Origin of the sequence: Streptomyces sp. TRM70350 (genome assembly GCF_019219825.1) — a bacterium.
Lineage (GTDB): Bacteria > Actinomycetota > Actinomycetes > Streptomycetales > Streptomycetaceae > Streptomyces.
This window is the reverse complement of record NZ_JAHUXH010000001.1, coordinates 182,358-199,989: the sequence shown is the minus strand read 5'-3', so window position 1 is coordinate 199,989 and position 17,632 is coordinate 182,358. Positions and strand designations below refer to the sequence as shown.

Here is a 17,632-nt window from a genome sequence, read left to right as displayed (position 1 = left end):
GCGGGGCCGCTGGCGAGCAGGCGTGACCGTGGCCGGACGCGACGGAAGCCGAGCGAACGGAACCGCCACCGGACGCGGCGGAAGCCGAGCGGAGGCAGTCGTGGCCCGGCACGACGGAAGCCGACCCAACCAAGTCACCACCGGACACGACGGAAACCGAGCGGAGGCAGTCGCCGCCAGGTGCGGCCGACGCCGAGCGGAGGCAGTCATGGCCCGGCACGACGGAAGCCGACCCAACCAAGTCACCACCGGACACGACGGAAACCGAGCGGAGGCAGTCGCCGCCAGGTGCGGCGGAAGCCGAGCGGAGGCAGTCATGGCCCGGCACGGCGGAAGCCGAGGGAACGGAGTCGCCACCGGGCACGGCGGAAGCCGAGGGAACGGAGTCGCCGCCAAGTGCGGCGGGAGCCGAGGGAGCGGAGTCGCTGCCGGGTGTGGTGGCAGGTGAGTGGGGGTGGTCGCGGCCGGGGGCGGGGTTCAGGGGTTTGCAGCAGCGGGCGATGAGGACGACGGCGCCGGGCAGGCTGGCCACGAAGCTCAGTACGCCGTACACCACCGCGACGGTCAGGCCGTTGCTCGCGCCGAGTCCGGCGGCGCCGAACGCCCAGGCGGTGACGCCCTCCCTCGGACCCCATCCGCCGACGTTGAGCGGCAGGCTCATCGCGAGCAGGGCGAGCACCGCGAGCGGCAGCAGTACGGTGACGGAGGCGGCGGTGCCGGTGACGCGGGCGGCGAGCAGGAACATCGCCACGTACCCGGCGAGGACCGCGACGGACGAGCCGATGACGCCGGGCCCGTTGCGACGGGAGAGCAGGGCGTCGCGGGCCTCGTCGAGAAGGGCGCGGCGCCGGCGGGCGGCGGGCGTCCGGTTCATGCGCAGGGCGAGGCCGACCGCGAGGGCGCCGACCGCGGCGAACATCAGCAGCAGGGCGACGTGCCGGGTCTCGGCGAGCACCGGGGACGGGACGGTCAGCAGGACCGCCACCCCCACCGCGGCCAGCACGATCTGACCGGCGGTCCGTTCGAGGACCACCGAGCGGACGCCACGGCCGAGGTCGCCGGTGCTCTGCCCGTGCCGTACCGCCCGGTGCACATCGCCGAGGACGCCGCCGGGGAGGGCGGCGTTGAGGAACAGGGCGCGGTAGTAGTCGGCCAGCGCCGGTCCGAGCGGCAGCCTGATGTGCAGGCTGCGCGCCACCAGCCGCCAACGCCAGGCGCTGAACGCGGTGGTGACCAGGCCGATGCCGAGCGCCGCCAGCAGCGTCGGGGCGTCGATCCGGCGCAGCCCGTCCAGGAAGACGCCGGTGCCCATGCGCCACAGCAGGACGGCGAGGATGGCGACGCCGGCCAGGGTGCCGAGGTGGGTGCGCAGGGCGCGCGCGGTGAGGCGGGGGGAGGCGTGAGCCGTCCTTGTCGTCGTACGGGCGCTCACCGTCGGCGCGCTCATGACGCTCGGCCGGTCGGGCGGGCCAGCGCCAGCAGGTCGCTGTGGTGGACGGTGACGCGCAACTCGCCCGCCGCGCAGGCCGCCAGACGGGCGGCCAGGTACTTCTCGGCCGTTGCCGCCAGCTCCGGGCGCTCTTCGACGGCGGCGCCCACCCAGCCGCGCAGCCACTGGGTGGTCAGCTCGGTCTCGCCGGGCCCGAGCCGCCAGGGGCTGGGCCGGACGTGGACGGTCGCGCCGCGTTCGGTGAACGCCTCGCACGTCGCCGTGACCGCGTCCGGTCCGAGCAGGCCGGTGCGGCGCTGGTGGGCGTTGAACGCCTCGGTGATCTCCGCGTCGAGCGGGTCCTCCGGGGTGAGGTCGACCCGGCCGGCCACGGAGAGCGTCAGCAGCGCCGGGCAGCCCGCCCCGGCGCAGGCGGCGGCGAGCGTGTCGACCTCCTCGCGGGTGAGGACGTCGAGCAGTGCGGAGGCGGTGACGAGGGAGGCACCGGCGAGGGCGTCCGGGGTGAGGCGGGCGACGTCACCGCGCCGCGTCTCGACGGTGACACGGCTGCCGTCGGCGGCGGAACGCGGGGAGGCGACGGCGGCGAAGTGCAGGAGGTAGGGGTCGCGGTCGTGCAGGATCCAGTGCTGGGCCCCGTCGAGGCGGGGCGCGAGCCACCGTCCCATCGACCCGGTGCCGCACCCCAGGTCGTGGACGACGAGCCCGTCGGCCCGCCCCGGCAGATTGGCCAGCCGGATCCGCAACGGATCCAGCAACTCGTGCGCCCGCGCAGCCGCATCGGCCCCCTCCCGCAGCTCCAGCCACTCGGGGGCGTACCGGGGTTGCTCGTCACCGGGTTCCGAGTCGCGCAGCCGCAGAGTGGGGCGCTCGCCCGGGCGGGGGGCGACGGGGCCCGCACCCGGGATGACGGGCGTGGGAGCGGACGCGGAGTCGGCGGGGTGCACGGCGGCGTGCGCGGCGGGCCCGGAACCAGCGGCAGCCCCCTGGCGGCCGGCCCGGGAGCCGACCGGGGTGTTCTGCGGCCCCGAGCCGCGGACGGCCTCGGCGTCCGGCTGCCCCGGGCGAGGCCCGGCTGGTGGGGCGCCCTCGGCAGTGGCAGGCTCCCGCCGCTCCCGCCCGCTCGCCGGTCCGCCCTCCGGGCCGCTCGCGCCCGGCCCGCGCAGCGGCACGTTCGGCGAGCCGTCCCGCTCGTTCGCCGCACCCCTCGCCCCCGGTCGGGGAGGGATGCTCCCGGCGTTCCCCGTGTCCTGCGCAGCCGTCGTCGTTCCGTTCATGCCGCCCTCCGGGGTTCGTCGGGGAGCCGGCTGAGGACACCGGCGAGGTGTTTGGCGGTGGTGGCCCAGCCGCCGAGTGCGGCGCGGCGGCCGCGGGCGGCGGACTTCAGGCGGCGGCGGACGTCGGCCTCGCCGAACCAGTGGCGCAGTTCGGCGGCGAGCGCGGCGGGGTCCTCCGGCGGGACGAGGATGCCGGGGACGCCGCCGTCGGGGGCGCGCCCCACCGCCTCGGGGACGCCGCCGACGTCCGTGGCCAGCACGGGAATACCGCGCGCGAGCGCCTCGGTGACCGCCATGCCGTAGGTCTCGGCGTAGGAGGCGAGGACCATGAGGTCGGCGGCGGCGTAGCTGGCGTCGAGTTCGGCGCCGGACTGCGCACCCGCGAGGCGGATGCGGTCCTGCAGGCCGTACTCCCTGATCAGGTCCCGCAGATGAGCGACGTACTCCGGGTCCTGGCCGAGCCCGCCGACGCACAGGCAGCTCCACGGCAGGTCGGTCACTGCGGCGAGCGCCTCCACCAGCCGGTGCTGTCCCTTGCGCGGGGTGACGGCGGCGACGCACAGCAGGCGTGAGACGCCGTCGGTGCCGGAGGCGAGGGGCGCGATGTCGGCGCCGGGGGCGGCGACATGGACGCGGTCGGGGGCGAGGCCGTGGTGGGAGACGAGTCTGCGGACCGCCCAGTCGCTGGTGGCGATCACCGCACCCACGGACCGCAGGACCGCGCGTTCTTTGGCGTCCAGGTCGGCGGCCACGGCCGGTTCGAGTCCGGTCTCGTCGCCGAGCGGCAGGTGCACCAGGACGGCGAGCCGCAGCCGTTCGGCCTCGGGGACGACGATCTCCGGTACGCCGCAGGCGACCAGCCCGTCGAGCAGCACGACCGCGCCGTCCGGCAAGTCCCGCAGCGTGCGTGCGAGTTCCGTGCGGGCCGCGGCGCCCGGGCGCGGCCAGGAGCCGTCCACCAGCTGCTTGTGGACCCGCCAGCCGAAGCCGGGCAGGTCGAGGCAGACCCGCCGGTCGTAGGCGTTGCCGCCGCTGGGCGTGGCCGGGTCGTCCACGCCGCCCGGCATGACGAAGTGCACCGTACGCAGGGACATGGGGACGATCTCGCCGTTCCTGGGGGCCGCCTGGGCGGGCACGTAGGAGAGCTGCTCCACGGTGGTGTCGGTCACAGGCCACGCTCGTAACTGGCCCAGGCGACATGCGACTCGTGCAGCGTGACCGTGATGCCCGCGAGCCCCTTGGCCCCCTCCCCCAGCGCGCCCTTGTGCACGCGCTCGGCGAGCCGGTCGGCGATGACCTTCGCCAGGAACTCGGTGGAGGTGTTGACCCCGGCGAAATCGGGTTCGTTGTCGAGGTTGCGATAGTTCAACTCGCTGACGACGGCGCCGAGTTCCCGCGTGGCCAGTCCGATGTCGACGACGATGTTGTCGTCGTCCAGCTGCTCCCGCCGGAAGGTGGCGTCCACCAGGAACGTCGCTCCGTGCAGGCGCTGCGCGGGCCCGAACACCTCGCCGCGGAAGCTGTGGGCGATCATGATGTGATCGCGGACGGTGACACTGAACAACGAAACGACCCTCCAGGTGCGGGGCATGGATGCCGAGTAGTACGGCTCCTGTCCTTCCCTTGTTCAGCGGCTCGTACGTCTTTTCTGAGGTCAGGCGGTTCCAGGTCAGGCCTCGTCCGTGTACCGCACCCGGTGGCAGAGCGCCGGGATCTGCCCCGAGGCGAGCCGGGGCAGCACGTCCGGGAGTTCCTCGAAGGCGCACTCCCCGGTGACGAGCACGTCGAGCGCCGGGTCGGCGAGCAGGTCGAGGGCGAGGGCGAGCCGGTCGGCGTACGTGCGGCCGGCGCGGGCCGGGGAGACGGTGCCGACCTGGCTGCTGCGGATCGTCAGGCGCCGGGAGTGGAAGGCCTCGCCCAGCGGGAGGGCGACGCGCCGGTCGCCGTACCAGCTCAGTTCGATCACCGTCCCCTCGGCGGCGAGGAGTTCCAGCGACCGGGCGAGGCCCTGGTCGGTCGCGCTGGCGTGCACGACGAGGTCGCAGTCGCCGAGCGCGTCGGCGGGCTCGGCGAAGTCCACGCCGAGCGCCTCGGCGACCTCGGCCCGCCCGGGGTCGGCGTCCACCAACTGCACGCGCACGCCCGGGAAGCGGGCCAGCAGCGCGGCCACCGAGCAGCCGACCATGCCGCCGCCGACCACGGCGATCCGGTCGCCGATCAGCGGCGCCGCGTCCCACAGCGCGTTGACGGCGGTCTCCACGGTCCCGGCGAGTACGGCACGGGCGGCGGGCACGTGCTCCGGTACCGGTGTCACGGCGGCGGCGGGGACGACGTAGCGCGTCTGGTGCGGGTAGAGGCAGAAGACGGTACGGCCCACCAGGTCCACCGGTCCCTCCTCCACCATCCCGACGTTGAGGTAGCCGTACTTCACCGGCCCCGGGAAGTCGCCCTCCTGGAACGGTGCCCGCATGGCCGTGTACTGACTCCGCGGCACCCCGCCCCGGAAGACCAGCGTCTCGGTGCCGCGGCTGACGCCGGAGTAGAGCGTGCGGACCAGCACCTCGTCCTCGGCGGGATCCGGAAGCTCGACGTCCCGTGTCTCCCCGTGCCCGGGGCAGCTGAGCCAGAACGCACGTGCGGCGCGGATCATCGGCGGGCCTCCTGAACGATCGGCAAGTGGTTCACGTACCGAGGTGTGCACAGGCCGCGCACAGTACGCGGCGTTGATCGACTCTGTCACCTGGCCGGAGGAATGTGCGGTGGCCCTGAACAACACGTATGACGCGAGGCTGGTCCAGCAGGAGACCGCGATGGGCGCGGGCGTGCAGATCCTGTTGCTGGCCGTGCTCGGATCGGCGATCGGCATGGGACCGGCGGGCTGGCTGACCGGCCTCGCCTTCGCCGTCGCCACCTGGGCGGTGCTCTCGCGGGCCCTGCACCGGTCGGGGCTGCGCTCGTTCGGCCCGGCCAACCGGGTCACCCTCGGCCGGGCCACCCTGGTCGGCGGGGTGACCGCGCTGGTCGCCGACTCCTTCGAGAGCGCGCCGCCGGTCACGCTGCTGGTCGGTCTGACGGCGGTGGCGCTGATCCTCGACGGGGTGGACGGCAAGGTCGCGCGGCGGACGGGCACGTCGTCGGCGCTCGGGGCGCGGTTCGACATGGAGGTCGACGCGTTTCTGATCCTCGTCCTGAGTGTGTATGTGTCGATGTCACTGGGGCCGTGGGTGCTGCTGATCGGCGGTATGCGGTACGCCTTCGTCGCGGCGGCCCGTTTCCTGCCGTGGCTGAACGCGCCGCTGCCGCCGAGCACGGCACGCAAGACGGTGGCCGCGGCGCAGGGGGTGTTCCTGCTGGTGGCGGGGGCGGACCTGCTGCCGTGGGCGGCGAACGCGGCGGTGGTGGCGCTGGCGTTGGGGCTGCTGGTGTGGTCGTTCGGGCGGGATGTGGTGTGGCTGTGGCGGACGTCGCGGGTACGGCGGACTGCTGAGGCGGCGCTCCATGCCGAGCGGGCCGGGCGGGTGCTGGAGCCGGTCGCCGGGTGACGCCCGATCAGGGGTGGTACGGCAGCGAGTCCACGACCGGTCAGAGGCGGCGCGGCATCAACCCCACGGCCCCACCACGAACCACGCGACATCAACCCCACGGCCAGTCGGAGGCGGCGCGGCATCAACCCCACGGCCAGTCAGAGGCTGCGCGGCATCAACCCCACGGCCAGTCAGAGGCTGCGCGGGCCCACGAGACGTCACGCACGACGCGGCAGCAACCCGATCGCCGCCCCCGACACCCCCGCCAGTACCAGCCACGGCACGGCCGGTGGCAAGCCGGCGTCGAGTAGCAGGCCGGTGGCGGCGCTTCCGGCCAGCACGATCAGGCCGGAGACTGAGGACAGCGCCCCGGTATGCAGCCCGAGCCGCCCGGTCTCCGCGAGATCCGGCACCCAGGCCCGGGCGGCCGGAGCGACGAGCATCTGCCCGACGGTGAGCAGCACGACGAACCCGACCGCGGGCAGCAACCCCACCACGCCGGTCCGCCCGGCGGGCCGCGCGACGGCCGCGACCGCGAACCCGGCGGCGATCAGCGCCGGCCCCGCCGCCATCGACCGGCGCAGCGCGAGCCGGTCTCCGGCCCAGCGGGTGACGGGCAGCTGCGTGAGGCTGACGCCGGTGAGGGCGGCGGGCTCGGGCTTGGCCTGTGTGGCATGGGTGAGGGAGGCGGCGACGACGGGCGCGGTGACGTCCGTGCCGTCCTGGAAGGTGGCCTCCCGCAGGGCGAACAGCCAACTCCGGTCGTCCTCGCGCTGCCAGGAGGCGGCGAGCGCGGGGCCGACGGCACCGTTGGAGTCGAGCGCGGTCAGGCCCTCGGTGACGCCGAGGCGGCTGAGGATGGTGAAGCGTCGGCGCCGTACGCGGAGAGGTTCTCGGCGGGCGGGAAGGCGAGGGCGACACGGAGGCGGGTGCCGTCGGCGGCGGCACCGGCGATGCCCGCCGTCTCGGGGCTGGCGGAGAAGCACCCGGCGAGCAGCGAGGCAAGCAGCCGGGCGGGCGAGGGGGAACGTATCGACTACTTCGCCATCGGTATCTCGAAGTGGACGATGCCCTGACCGCCACCGGGTTCCTCGCGTCCGTCGTGCACGACCTTCCCCAGCGACCGCCAGAACCCCTCGGCGCCCGGCACGCTCGGGTCGGTGTGCAGGTAGACGGCCCGATATCCGCCATCTGCTTCGGCGAACGCCATCAGCTCCCCGACCATCCGCCGCGCGAGCCCGCGCCGCCGGTGCTCGGGCCGGACGTACACCCGCCGCAACTGAGCGGTCTCCCCGGAGGGAAACCGCTCGGCGATGTGCCGCGGGTTCGGCGGGTGCGCCGGGCCGCGCGAGTCGAGGGCGGCCGTGGCGACGACGGCTCCCTCCACCGGATCGACGGCGACGAGGAGGATGTGCCGGGCGGGTTCGAGATAGGCGGCGGCCGGGTCGATGATGTCGCCGTGCCAGCGGGGGACGTAGCCGGTGCCGAAGTCGCGGTAGACGGTGTCGAGCATCACGGCTCGCGCACCGTCGAGGTCTTCGGGGGTGGCGGTTCGGATGCAGTAGTCACGCACTTGCACATCATATGCATGAGCCCTTGTGAGTGGATCACAGCGGCCCACCGCGCACCTTCCGGGAGGGGTACGGAGCACAGTTCGCGGCCAGTCCACCGGTCGTGCGGGACGAACGGCGCATCCACCACGCTGCCCCGGCCCTGGTGCGGCTGCGCAACCGGGTCGCGTAGCCGAACAGTTCGGCCAGCGGCACGGTGGCGGTGACGACCGCCGAGCCCGCCCGGTGACCGAGCAGGTGACCCGGCCGCGCCGGGCGGCGAGGTCACCGAGGACCCCGCCCACGGCGTCCTCGGGCACGGTGACCGTGACCTCGACGACCGGCTCCAGCAGGGCCGTCGCGCAGGCGCGCAGGGCACCTTGCGGACCGGACCGGCCCGCCGTCCGGAACGCCGTCTCGGACGAGTCCGGGAATCACGCGGGCACCGTGCCCGGTGTGTAGAAGTGCTGCCGGACCCGCCGCAGCCATGCCTCGGCGGCCCTGTCGTCGGGCTGTTCGGGCAGCACGCCCCGCGTCTCGTCGAAGGCCGCCTCGAAGTGGCGCAGCAGCGGCAGGGCGGCCGACGGGTCGGCGGCGACCTGCTCGCCGAAGGCGTGGTAGCTCTCGGGGTCGGCGACCCGGATCGTCAACCGGCCGGTGGTGTACAGCTCGTAGCCCTGGCTGCACAGCCGCCTGAGGTGGCGGGCGTGCTTGGCGGTGCGCTTGCGGGTGTCCGCGGAGAACGAGCCGTCGCCGCGGCTGACGAGCTTGCGGAACTGCTGCGTGGCGTACCCGAGATAGGCGTCGCGGATCCGGCGGGCGCTGAGGAAGGACGACCGGATGCCGATCAGCTCGTCCCCGAGAGAGGTCCTCACCTCGTACAACTCCTCGGGCAGCCAGACCAGTTCCATGACGGTCGGGTTGCCGCCGAGGGCGAGGCGGCACCACTTCGCCGCCTCGTGCAGGGTGCGGTCGGGTGCCGTGGTGACGTGGGACTCCTTCGGGCCGTGCAGGCCGTGCAGGGTCTCGGTGGGCGCGGCGAACAGGCCGAGCCGGTCCACGTCGGAGCCCGGGTGGGCGAGTCCGTACGCGGTCGAGCCGACGACGCCGGACAGCAGGATGTTGGTCACGGTCACTGGAGCCCCCGGTGTTCGGACGCGCGCCCGTTGGCACGGCGGGCGGCGGACTGTCATGATGCAGCGTCCGGCGGGCGGGCGGCTTGTCATTTTCCGGGCGTCGTCACCCTCGGCTTCCTCCGGCGTTCACAGCCGCATCACATCCAGGTCTTCGGGCGCGCACCGGTGCCGAACTAGCGTCCTGGGATCGCCCCAACCGAACGAGTGAGGTTTCGATGTCCGCACGACATGTCCTCGCCGGCCTGGTCCTGGTGCCGGTGCTCGCCGTCCCGACGGCCGCCCACGCGACGCCGGCGGACGGCCCCGGCGCGTTCTCCCACAAGGCGCGCTTCGACCTGCAGGCCCACCGCGGCGGCCTCGGCATGACGACCGAGAGCACCCTGGAGGGGTTCGGCAAGGCGTTGCGGCTGGGGGTGTCCACGCTGGAGCTGGACACCCAGGTCACCAAGGACCGCAAGGTCGTCGTCACGCACGACCGGCAGGTCAGCGCCCAGAAGTGCCGGGACACGGGGCCGGTCGTGCCGGGCGACCCGATGTACCCGTACGTCGGCAAGTACATCAAGGACCTGACGCTGGCGCAGATCAGGACCATGGACTGCGGCTACCAGCAGCTGCCCGGCCACCCCGAGCAGGAGCAGATCAAGGGCGCCCGGATGGTCGAACTGCGGGACGTGCTGAACCTGGTCAAGCGCTACAAGGCCAAGAAGGTCACCCTCAACGTCGAGACGAAGGTCGAGGCGGGCGCGCCCGAGCAGACCGCGCCGCGTGAGCTGTTCGTGCGCCGGGTGTTCGAGGAGATCCGCGCCTCGGGTCTGGAGCGCCAGGTGACCATCCAGTCCTTCGACTGGGGCGCGCTGAAGGCGATGCACAAGCTGGCGCCGAGGTGGCCGCTGGTGGCGCTGACCAACCACGACTTCCTCCAGGTCGGCAAGCCCGGCGCCTCCCCCTGGCTGGGCGGGATCGACGCCGACGACTACGACGGCGACTTCGTGAAGGCCGCCGCGACCATCCCCGGCGTCAAGGCCCTCTCCCCCAACTACGGCTTCCCGCAGAACGGCAAGATCGGCGACCCCGGCTTCCGCTTCTACCCCGACCGCGCGATGATCACCGAGGCGCACGCCCGGGGCCTGAAGGTCGTCCCGTGGACCTGCGACGACCCGGCCACGGTGGAGGCGCTGATGGACATGGGCGTCGACGGCATCATCACGAACTACCCGGACCGGGTGCGGGAGATCATGGCCGACCGCGGGATGAGGCTGCCGAAGGCCTACTTCCCGCGCCACTGACGTACCGGTAACGGAGCACCGTGCCCTCCCGGGCGGGGCGTGAGCCGGCACCAGGTCGCCCTGCCGCCCGGTGAGACCGTCACCTGCCGCCGCGTACTGTCGCCGTAGACCAACTGGGACTCGGCGGGGAGGGTGGCCATCGGCAAGGCCGACAGCGCCGCGGCCCGTTCCCCGGAACGGGCCGCGCGATGGTTTCGTAACCGCTTCCGGAACCGGAGCTTCAGACGGCGGGACGCGGGCGGGCGGACGGCATGGACTCGCGGGCGCGCCGACGCGGTGCTGTCTGTGCTGGTCGCCCTCCTCCTGCTGTGCCCCTCGCTCGTGCCCGACACCGTGGGAAACCCGGGCAGCCTGATCGAGAACTTCCTGCCCTGGCTCGGGGCGCCGATTCTCCCGCTGCTCACCCTGGCCGCCGTCCGCCGTTCGGCAACCGCTGTGCTGGCAGCACTTGCCGCGGCGGTGGTCTGGACCGCCACGTTCGGCCCGTCCCTGCTGCCCCGGAGTCCCGGGAAACACGACCTCACGGTGGTGCAGCACAACGTGAGCGACGTGAACAAGGACCCGGCTGCCACCGCGCGTACCCTCATGGACGCAGATCCCGACCTCGTGGCCCTCCAAGAGCTGACGGGGCAGGCCCTCCCGGCGTACGAAAAGGCGTTCCGAAGCCGCTTCCCGCACCACGTGGTCGTCGGGACGGTCGGTCTCTGGTCTCGCTATCCGCTGACGCAAACGGGGAGGGCGGACATCCGGCCCGAGGCGGTCACGGGCGACTGGAACCGAGGGCTCCGGGCGGTTGTCCGCGTCGGACCCGAGCGCGACATCGCCGTGTACGTGGCGCATCTGCCGTCGGTCAGAATCAGGCCGGCCGCCGGATTCGACACCCGGTGGCGGGACGAGAGCGCGGGACTGCTGGGCGAGAAGCTTGCCCGCGAGAAGTCGGCCACGGTGATCCTGGCGGGAGACCTCAACGGCACGACCCGGGACCGTGGCCTGGCGCCGCTGACCTCACAGCTGGCCTCGGCGGACGAGGAACTCGAGTTCAGCTGGCCCACGGTCTTCCCCGTCGCCAGGATCGACCAGGTGATGGCGCGGGGCGCCGCTGTGGTCGACGTACGGACCCTCCCCGAGACCGGCAGTGATCACCTGCCTGTCGTGGCACGGATCAGGCTGGGGGACGACCTGGAGGGCCGGCGCTCCTAGGACCTGGCTTTCGGGCCGTCGGGTGCGAGGGACGGTGAGTCCCGGACGACGCGGCGTGATCCTGCGACAGCGCCTGACGGGGAGCGGGGCTGCCCTGATCCGGATGCGAGCGCCTGATCGCCGTATGGCATGATGGCGCCGCAGCCGATCATGGCCGAAAACCAGCGCCGCGACGACGACATGTGCCCGGGGGCGGGGGACCAAGCCCGCGAGCCGTGCGCGGGGCGCTGTGCGACCCATACGGCAACCCCTTCGCCACCACGCGTCGGGTGGGCCGTCGGATTCGCGACATGTGTGGCGTGCACAGTCGCAGCCGACCCCCTCCTGAAAGGGCATGCCCGATGCAGTTCCGAGCGGCACGACGCTGGCTGTTCGGCGGGGCGACGACCGGCTTCGTGGTCGCCGCCACGATCGTCGCGAGCATAGAGTCCCGGCCCGCCGGGCGGAAGTCCGACGCGGCGGCCGCCGAGAGGCTGCCGCTGGGACCCGCCACCCTTGCTGAGACCCGCACCTCCCGGGAGATCGCTCCGGGCGTGACCCACATCGCGATCGAGCGCGGCCGGGCGTCGGCGGACGATTTCTGGACCGTCACGGTCGGCCTCGCCACGAGCGAGAGGGAGGCCGCCGAGCTGGAGGGCAAGGTCCGCGCGGCCGGGTACGAGCCGCGGCGTGACCGCACCGCCGGGCCGGATCCCCGGGGCCCGCGCGACCGGCCGCTCGGCTGGATGGTGCGAGTGGGCCGGTACTCCGACCAGGCCGCCGCCGACCGGGTCAGGAACGAGATCGCGGCCCGCGGGCTGTCCGGCAGCAGCGTCCAGCACAGCGGCGAGGACGGGCACGCCACGACCGGCCCCTGGTCCCTGGACGTGCTCGTCGTCGACCCCGCGCGGTTCCGCGGCAGTCTGCGGTCGGAGCTGACCAACGGAATCGTGCCGGGCCGCGAGACCACCAGCTCGGTGGCGCGCCGCACCGGTGCCCTCGCCGCGGTCAACGGCGGCTACTTCGTCAACGGTGGCACTGACACGACTCCCGGCAACTGGGTGGCGGGCACCGACGGCGATCCGGCCGGCATCTCGGTGATCAGCGGCACCCTGGTCTCGGAGGCCGTGAACGGGCGGCCCGCCCTGGTCGTGCCCGGCGACTTCGGGCGGGGCACCTCGGTACGCCGGCTCAGGACCAGCATCACGGTCCGTGCGGCGGACGGCGCCACCCGCGAGGTGACCGGCCTCAACCGGCAGCCGGGCCTGATCGTGAACTGCGGCGGCGTCGGGAACGCCACCCCCTTCTCCCACCCGGCGCACGACCACACCTGCGGCAACGCCCATGAACTCGTCGCCGTCACCGCGAAGTTCGGCACCGCCGCTCCGCAGGGCCCCGGATACCAGGTCACCCTCGACGCCGACGGACGGGTGACCGCACTGCGGGACAGCCGAGGCGGTTCCGTCCCCGCGCGGGGCACCGTGCTCCAGGGCACCGGGACGGGAGCCCAGTGGCTGCGCGCCCACGCCCCGATCGGTGCCCGGCTGACGGTGCGGAGCACGGTCGTGGACGCCGAGCAGGGGACCGCGCTGCCGCTCACGGCGAAGATGTCCGTCGTCAACGGCGGTCCGCTGCTGCTCCGCAACGGCCAGACGGCCCTCGACCCGGTCCGTGACGGGTGGAGCCCCGAAAACGTCAAGGGCGCGGACCGCACCGCCTTCTACAACGGCTGGTACCTGCGCCGCAATCCGCGCACCGCCGCCGGAGTCACCCGGGACGGGCGCGTCGTCCTGCTCACCGTCGACGGCCGCCGGCCCGGCCACAGCGCCGGGCTGTCGATCACCGAGACCGCCGCGGTCATGCGCAGCCTGGGGGCGGTGAACGCGCTCAACCTGGACGGCGGCGGCTCCACGGCGATGGTCGTGCGCGACGCGCCGCAGGGCCTCCCCAGCGACCCCGACGGCGAACGCGCGGCCGGCGACGTGCTTGTCGTCCTGCCCGAGTCGGCCCGCTAGCGGAAGGGCACATCGAGTCCCTCGACTGCCTCGGCGCAGCCGCACGCGCTCGCGGACGGCACGGGTGAGTACAACGCAAAATGGTGGCCGGGATCGCTCCCGACCACCATTTCAGTGATCTGTGTATTTCGATGATCTGTGTCCGAGGGGGGACTTGAACCCCCACGCCCGATAAAGGGCACTAGCACCTCAAGCTAGCGCGTCTGCCATTCCGCCACCCGGACCAGGTGTCTGCCGCCTTGCCGGAGATCCTCCGCGCGGCGACACGGACAACAATACCAAGGTTTCGGAGTGCCCTTCACCTGCGTTTCCGTCCCCTGGGACGGGGCGCCGACCAGGCCGGAGCGACCCAATGCAACGGACTGCCATCTCCCCGTTGCAGGACGTAGTCACCCTTACGGCATCAGGTGGTACTCGGGGAAGTTCCCCGGCAACCGCTCCCCCACTGGCCCTTGCGTCACCGCCCGTACCAGCAGCTCACCGCCCACGAACGCGCCCCGCCAGGACGCGCCGAAGCCGCCGAAGAGCTCCTCGCGGTCGCCGCGGGAGCGTGGCGTGCCGTGGCCGGTCTTGAAGGCGCGGATCTGCGGGGCGAGCCGTTCGTACGTCGCCCGGTCGTCCGTGGACAGGGTGGCGACCAGCGCGCCGTTGGACGCGTTCATGGCGGCCAGCAGTTCGGCCTCGGTGTCGACGAGGACGATGGTGTCGACCGGGCCGAAGGGTTCCGCGTGGTGCAGCGGGGAGGAGGGCGGCGGATTGAGGAGCGTGACCGGCTGGACGTACGCCGAGGTGTCCTGGCCGGGCAGGAAGCGGGCGTCGCCCAGCTTGCCGCGGTGCAGCGGGACGGCACCGCGGTCGATGGCCTCGGCCACCTGGTCGTGCAGCTCCTTCGCCTTGGCGGCGTTGATCAACGGCCCGAAGTCCAGCGCCGGGTAGGGGTCGTCACGTTTCTCGACCGCGAGCGGGTGTCCCACCGTGAGCGTGCGGACCGCCGGGAGGTACGCCGCCAGGAACTCGTCGAACAGCGCACGCTGGACGACGAAGCGCGGGTAGGCCGTGCAGCGCTGTTTGCCGTAGTCGAAGAGCTTGGGCACGACCGCCGTGAGCGCGTCCCAGTCCGAGTAGTTCCAAATGCCCCAGGTGTTGAGTCCTTCCTGTTCGAGGATGTGCCGCTTGCCGAGGTCGGCGACGGCCGTGGCCACCGCGGCGCCGGTGTCGCGGCCGCCGACGAAGGAGACGCAGCCGATCTCGGGCGCCCGCACCAGCGCCTCCGACAGCTCGCCCCCGCTGCCGCTGACGAGGGTGACGGGCAGCCCCTCGCGGGCGGCGAGCGCGCAGGCCAGGGTCAGACAGGCGACACCGCCGTCGGTCGGGGTCTTGGCGATGACCGCGTTGCCTGCCAGTGCCTGTACCAGCATTGCGTGAACGAGCACGCTCATCGGGTAGTTCCAGCTCGCGATGTTGGACACCGGCCCGCCCAGCGGGGCCCGCCCGGCGAGCATCGGCTCGATGCCGTCGACGTACCAGCGCACTCCGTCGATGGCCCGGCCCACGTCCGCCTGCGTGAGCCGCCATGGCTTGCCGATCTCCCAGACGAGCAGCAGCGCGAGCAGTTCGCGGTGCTCGGTGAGCGCGTCGAGGGTGGCGGCGACGCGGGCGCGGCGTTCGTCGAGCGGGATGTGCCGCCACGCGCGGTGCTGGTCGAGCGAGGCGCGGACGGCCTGGTGCGCGGTGGCGCGGTCCAGGCGCGGCGGGCCCGCGATGGGGGTGCCGTCGACGGGGGTGGTGGCGGGCAGGGCATGGCCGTCCGCCTGCCAGGTGGCGTTCCAGTGGTTGAGGACGCGGTCGTCCCGGAAGGCCTCGGGGGCGACGGCGAGGCAGCGTTGCCAGGCGTCGGCCCAGGAGGTGCCTGATTTGAGGGTGAGGGTGGGTGCCATTGGTGAGCTCCGCTCTCGGTGCACAGTCGGGGCGGGGTGTTCATGGCCCGACGCCGCGCACGGCTCGCACTGCCGTGCGGGGCGTCGTATGAGGCGTCGTACGAAGCCATGTGCGGCGTCGTACGAAGCGTCGTACGAAGGAAGCTACTCACGCGTCAAGAAACGCGACAGTCACCTGTCGGCGACTATGAGTGACATCACTCGGCGGATTGCAGCGCGGCCAGCACCAGCCGGGCCGTCTCGGTCGGTGTGCTCCCCACCCGTACGCCGACCGCCTCCAGCGCCTCCTTCTTCGCCCGCGCCGTGCCGGACGAGCCGGAGACGATGGCGCCGGCGTGCCCCATGGTCTTGCCCTCGGGAGCCGTGAAACCGGCGATGTAGCCGACGACCGGCTTGGTGACGTGCTCTTGGATGTACGCGGCGGCCCGTTCCTCCGCGTCGCCGCCGATCTCGCCGATCAGCACGATCAGTTCGGTGTCGGGGTCGTCCTGGAAGGCGGCCAGGCAGTCGATGTGCGTGGTGCCGACGACCGGGTCACCGCCGATGCCGACGCAGGTCGAGAAGCCGATGTCGCGGAGTTCGTACATGAGTTGGTACGTCAGCGTGCCGGACTTCGACACCAGGCCGATCCGGCCGGGCTTGGTGATGTCGGCCGGGATGATGCCCGCGTTGGACTGGCCTGGGGTGATCAGGCCGGGGCAGTTGGGGCCGATGATCCGGGTGCCCTTCTGTTTCGCGTACGCGGTGAAGGTGACCGAGTCGTGGACGGGGATGCCCTCGGTGATGACGACCGTGAGGCCGATACCCGCGTCGGCGGCCTCGACGACGGCCGCCTTGGCGAAGGCAGGCGGTACGAAGACGACGGTCACGTCCGCCCCGGTCGCCGCCATGCCCTCGCGTACCGAGCCGAAGACGGGCACCGCACGGTCGTCGAAGTCGACGGTGTGGCCCGCCTTGCGCGGGTTGACGCCGCCGACGACGTCGGTGCCGGCGGCGAGCATGCGCCGGGTGTGCTTCATGCCCTCGCCACCGGTCATGCCCTGGACGAGGACCTTGCTCTCCTTGGTGAGGTAGATGGCCATGTGCGTCTCCTCAGGCGGCGTTGGCGAGGTCGGCGGCCGTGCGGGCGGCGCCGTCCATGGTGGTGGCCTGCTGGACCAGGGGATGTGCGCGTGCGTCGAGGATCGCGCGGCCACGTGCGGCGTTGTTGCCGTCGAGCCGGACGACCAGCGGCCTGGTCAACCGCACGGCGTCCAGCGCCTGCACAATGCCGTCGGCGACCGCGTCGCATGCCGTGATGCCGCCGAAGACGTTGACGAAGACCGATTTCACGGTCGGGTCGGAGAGGATGACGGAGAGACCGTCGGCCATGATCTGGGCGGAGGCCCCGCCGCCGATGTCGAGGAAGTTGGCGGGGCGGGCGCCGCAGCCCGCGACGACGTCGAGCGTGGACATGACGAGTCCGGCGCCGTTGCCGATGACGCCGACCTCGCCGTCGAGCTTGACGTAGTTCAGGCCCCGCTCGGCGGCCGCCGCCTCCAGCGGGTCGTCGTGTTGCGCCCCCTGGGCGCCCCAACGGGTCTGGCGGAAGCGGGCGTTGTCGTCGAGGGTGACCTTGCCGTCGAGGGCGAGGATCCGGCCCTGTGCCGTGCGGACCAGCGGGTTGACCTCGACGAGCAGGGCGTCCTCGCGGACCAGCACCTCCCACAGCCGTACGAGCACGTCGACGGTCTGCGGCGGCAGTCCGGCCGCCTCGGCAATCTGGCCCGCCCTGGCGGAGGTGACGCCTTCGGCCGGGTCGACGGGGATGCGCGCCACGGCCTCGGGTCTGCTCGCGGCGACCTCCTCGATCTCCATGCCGCCCTCCGCGGAGGCGATCGCGAGGAAGCGACCGGCGGCGCGGTCCAGGACGTAGGAGGCGTAGAACTCGGTTTCTATGTCGACAGGTTGGGCCAGCATGACCTTGCGGACCGTGTGGCCCTTGATGTCCATGCCGAGGATCTGGCGTGCCGTCAGTTCGGCGGCGGCCGGGTCGGCGGCGAGCTTCACACCGCCCGCCTTGCCGCGCCCACCCGTCTTGACCTGCGCCTTGACCACGACCCGGCCGCCGAGTCGGCGGGCGATCGCACGCGCCTCCTTGGGCGAGTCGGTGACCTCGGCCCTCGGCACCAAGATGCCGTGTTCCTCGAAGAGTTCCCTTGCCTGGTGTTCGTACAGGTCCATCTCGGCTCCTGACTCCTGAGTCTTCCGGGGCGACCCGGAGACTCCCGAAAACTGCCGC

Annotated in this window: 13 protein-coding genes, 1 tRNA gene and 3 pseudogenes; 4 read left to right on the top strand and 13 right to left on the bottom strand. The window is 72.8% G+C overall.

Annotated features, from left to right (window positions below):
* Positions 1 to 328: 328 nt before the first annotated feature.
* From KWI83_RS00865 to KWI83_RS00845, 5 genes and pseudogenes are all read right to left on the bottom strand, one after another.
* Positions 329 to 1,447: pseudogene (locus tag KWI83_RS00865) on the bottom strand (YbhN family protein); the annotation flags it as partial.
* Complete coding sequence (locus KWI83_RS00860; protein WP_218512701.1) at positions 1,444 to 2,394, bottom strand: class I SAM-dependent methyltransferase; 951 nt, start codon at positions 2,392 to 2,394, stop codon at positions 1,444 to 1,446. The gene KWI83_RS00860 and the pseudogene KWI83_RS00865, both read right to left, overlap by 4 nt.
* A 326-nt stretch (positions 2,395 to 2,720) precedes the next feature.
* On the bottom strand, positions 2,721 to 3,893 hold the full coding sequence (locus tag KWI83_RS00855) for a glycosyltransferase family 4 protein (RefSeq protein WP_218512269.1): 1,173 nt from the start codon (positions 3,891 to 3,893) through the stop codon (positions 2,721 to 2,723).
* Positions 3,890 to 4,288, bottom strand: a complete 399-nt coding sequence (locus tag KWI83_RS00850; RefSeq protein ID WP_218512268.1) for a 6-carboxytetrahydropterin synthase — start codon at positions 4,286 to 4,288, stop codon at positions 3,890 to 3,892. The genes KWI83_RS00855 and KWI83_RS00850 overlap by 4 nt, the downstream gene beginning before the upstream one ends.
* Positions 4,289 to 4,393: 105 nt before the next feature.
* Positions 4,394 to 5,374: a zinc-binding alcohol dehydrogenase gene (locus KWI83_RS00845; protein ID WP_218512267.1), complete on the bottom strand. Its 981-nt coding sequence runs from the start codon at positions 5,372 to 5,374 to the stop codon at positions 4,394 to 4,396.
* A gap of 109 nt (positions 5,375 to 5,483) precedes the next feature.
* Between KWI83_RS00845 and KWI83_RS00840 the strand changes: the two genes are divergently transcribed.
* A complete protein-coding gene (locus KWI83_RS00840) occupies positions 5,484 to 6,266 on the top strand; it encodes a CDP-alcohol phosphatidyltransferase family protein (RefSeq protein WP_218512266.1) in 783 nt (260 codons plus the stop codon).
* Positions 6,267 to 6,466: 200 nt separating this feature from the next.
* Here KWI83_RS00840 and KWI83_RS00835 read toward each other — a convergent pair.
* The 4 genes and pseudogenes from KWI83_RS00835 to KWI83_RS00815 form a co-directional block, all read right to left on the bottom strand.
* Positions 6,467 to 6,883 (bottom strand): annotated as a pseudogene (locus KWI83_RS00835) (MFS transporter); the annotation flags it as partial.
* A 401-nt stretch (positions 6,884 to 7,284) separates the two neighbouring features.
* Complete coding sequence (locus tag KWI83_RS00825; protein ID WP_218512265.1) at positions 7,285 to 7,821, bottom strand: GNAT family N-acetyltransferase; 537 nt, start codon at positions 7,819 to 7,821, stop codon at positions 7,285 to 7,287.
* 34 nt (positions 7,822 to 7,855) lie between these two features.
* Positions 7,856 to 8,226: pseudogene (locus KWI83_RS00820) on the bottom strand (hypothetical protein); the annotation flags it as partial.
* Between the two features lie 6 nt (positions 8,227 to 8,232).
* Positions 8,233 to 8,934 carry a DNA polymerase beta superfamily protein gene (locus tag KWI83_RS00815; protein WP_308121959.1) on the bottom strand — a complete coding sequence of 234 codons (702 nt, stop codon included), beginning with the start codon at positions 8,932 to 8,934 and terminating at the stop codon, positions 8,233 to 8,235.
* A 215-nt stretch (positions 8,935 to 9,149) separates the two neighbouring features.
* Between KWI83_RS00815 and KWI83_RS00810 the strand changes: the two genes are divergently transcribed.
* The 3 genes from KWI83_RS00810 to KWI83_RS00800 all read left to right on the top strand — a co-directional run bounded on the left by KWI83_RS00810 (position 9,150) and on the right by KWI83_RS00800 (position 13,414).
* A complete protein-coding gene (locus tag KWI83_RS00810) occupies positions 9,150 to 10,220 on the top strand; it encodes a glycerophosphodiester phosphodiesterase family protein (RefSeq protein WP_218512263.1) in 1,071 nt (356 codons plus the stop codon).
* Positions 10,221 to 10,496: 276 nt separating this feature from the next.
* On the top strand, positions 10,497 to 11,420 hold the full coding sequence (locus KWI83_RS00805) for an endonuclease/exonuclease/phosphatase family protein (RefSeq protein ID WP_308121958.1): 924 nt from the start codon (positions 10,497 to 10,499) through the stop codon (positions 11,418 to 11,420).
* A gap of 341 nt (positions 11,421 to 11,761) precedes the next feature.
* Positions 11,762 to 13,414 carry a phosphodiester glycosidase family protein gene (locus tag KWI83_RS00800; protein WP_218512262.1) on the top strand — a complete coding sequence of 551 codons (1,653 nt, stop codon included), beginning with the start codon at positions 11,762 to 11,764 and terminating at the stop codon, positions 13,412 to 13,414.
* A 139-nt stretch (positions 13,415 to 13,553) separates the two neighbouring features.
* Here KWI83_RS00800 and KWI83_RS00795 read toward each other — a convergent pair.
* The 4 genes from KWI83_RS00795 to sucC form a co-directional block, all read right to left on the bottom strand.
* Positions 13,554 to 13,638 (bottom strand) — tRNA-Leu (locus KWI83_RS00795).
* A gap of 171 nt (positions 13,639 to 13,809) precedes the next feature.
* Positions 13,810 to 15,351 (bottom strand): aldehyde dehydrogenase family protein, encoded by a 1,542-nt coding sequence (locus KWI83_RS00790; RefSeq protein ID WP_218512261.1) that lies wholly within the window; start codon positions 15,349 to 15,351, stop codon positions 13,810 to 13,812.
* A gap of 197 nt (positions 15,352 to 15,548) precedes the next feature.
* Entirely contained in the window at positions 15,549 to 16,433 is an 885-nt protein-coding gene (gene sucD, locus KWI83_RS00785) for a succinate--CoA ligase subunit alpha (RefSeq protein ID WP_218512260.1), read from the bottom strand.
* A gap of 10 nt (positions 16,434 to 16,443) precedes the next feature.
* Entirely contained in the window at positions 16,444 to 17,574 is a 1,131-nt protein-coding gene (sucC, locus tag KWI83_RS00780) for an ADP-forming succinate--CoA ligase subunit beta (RefSeq protein ID WP_218512259.1), read from the bottom strand.
* Positions 17,575 to 17,632: the final 58 nt, after the last annotated feature.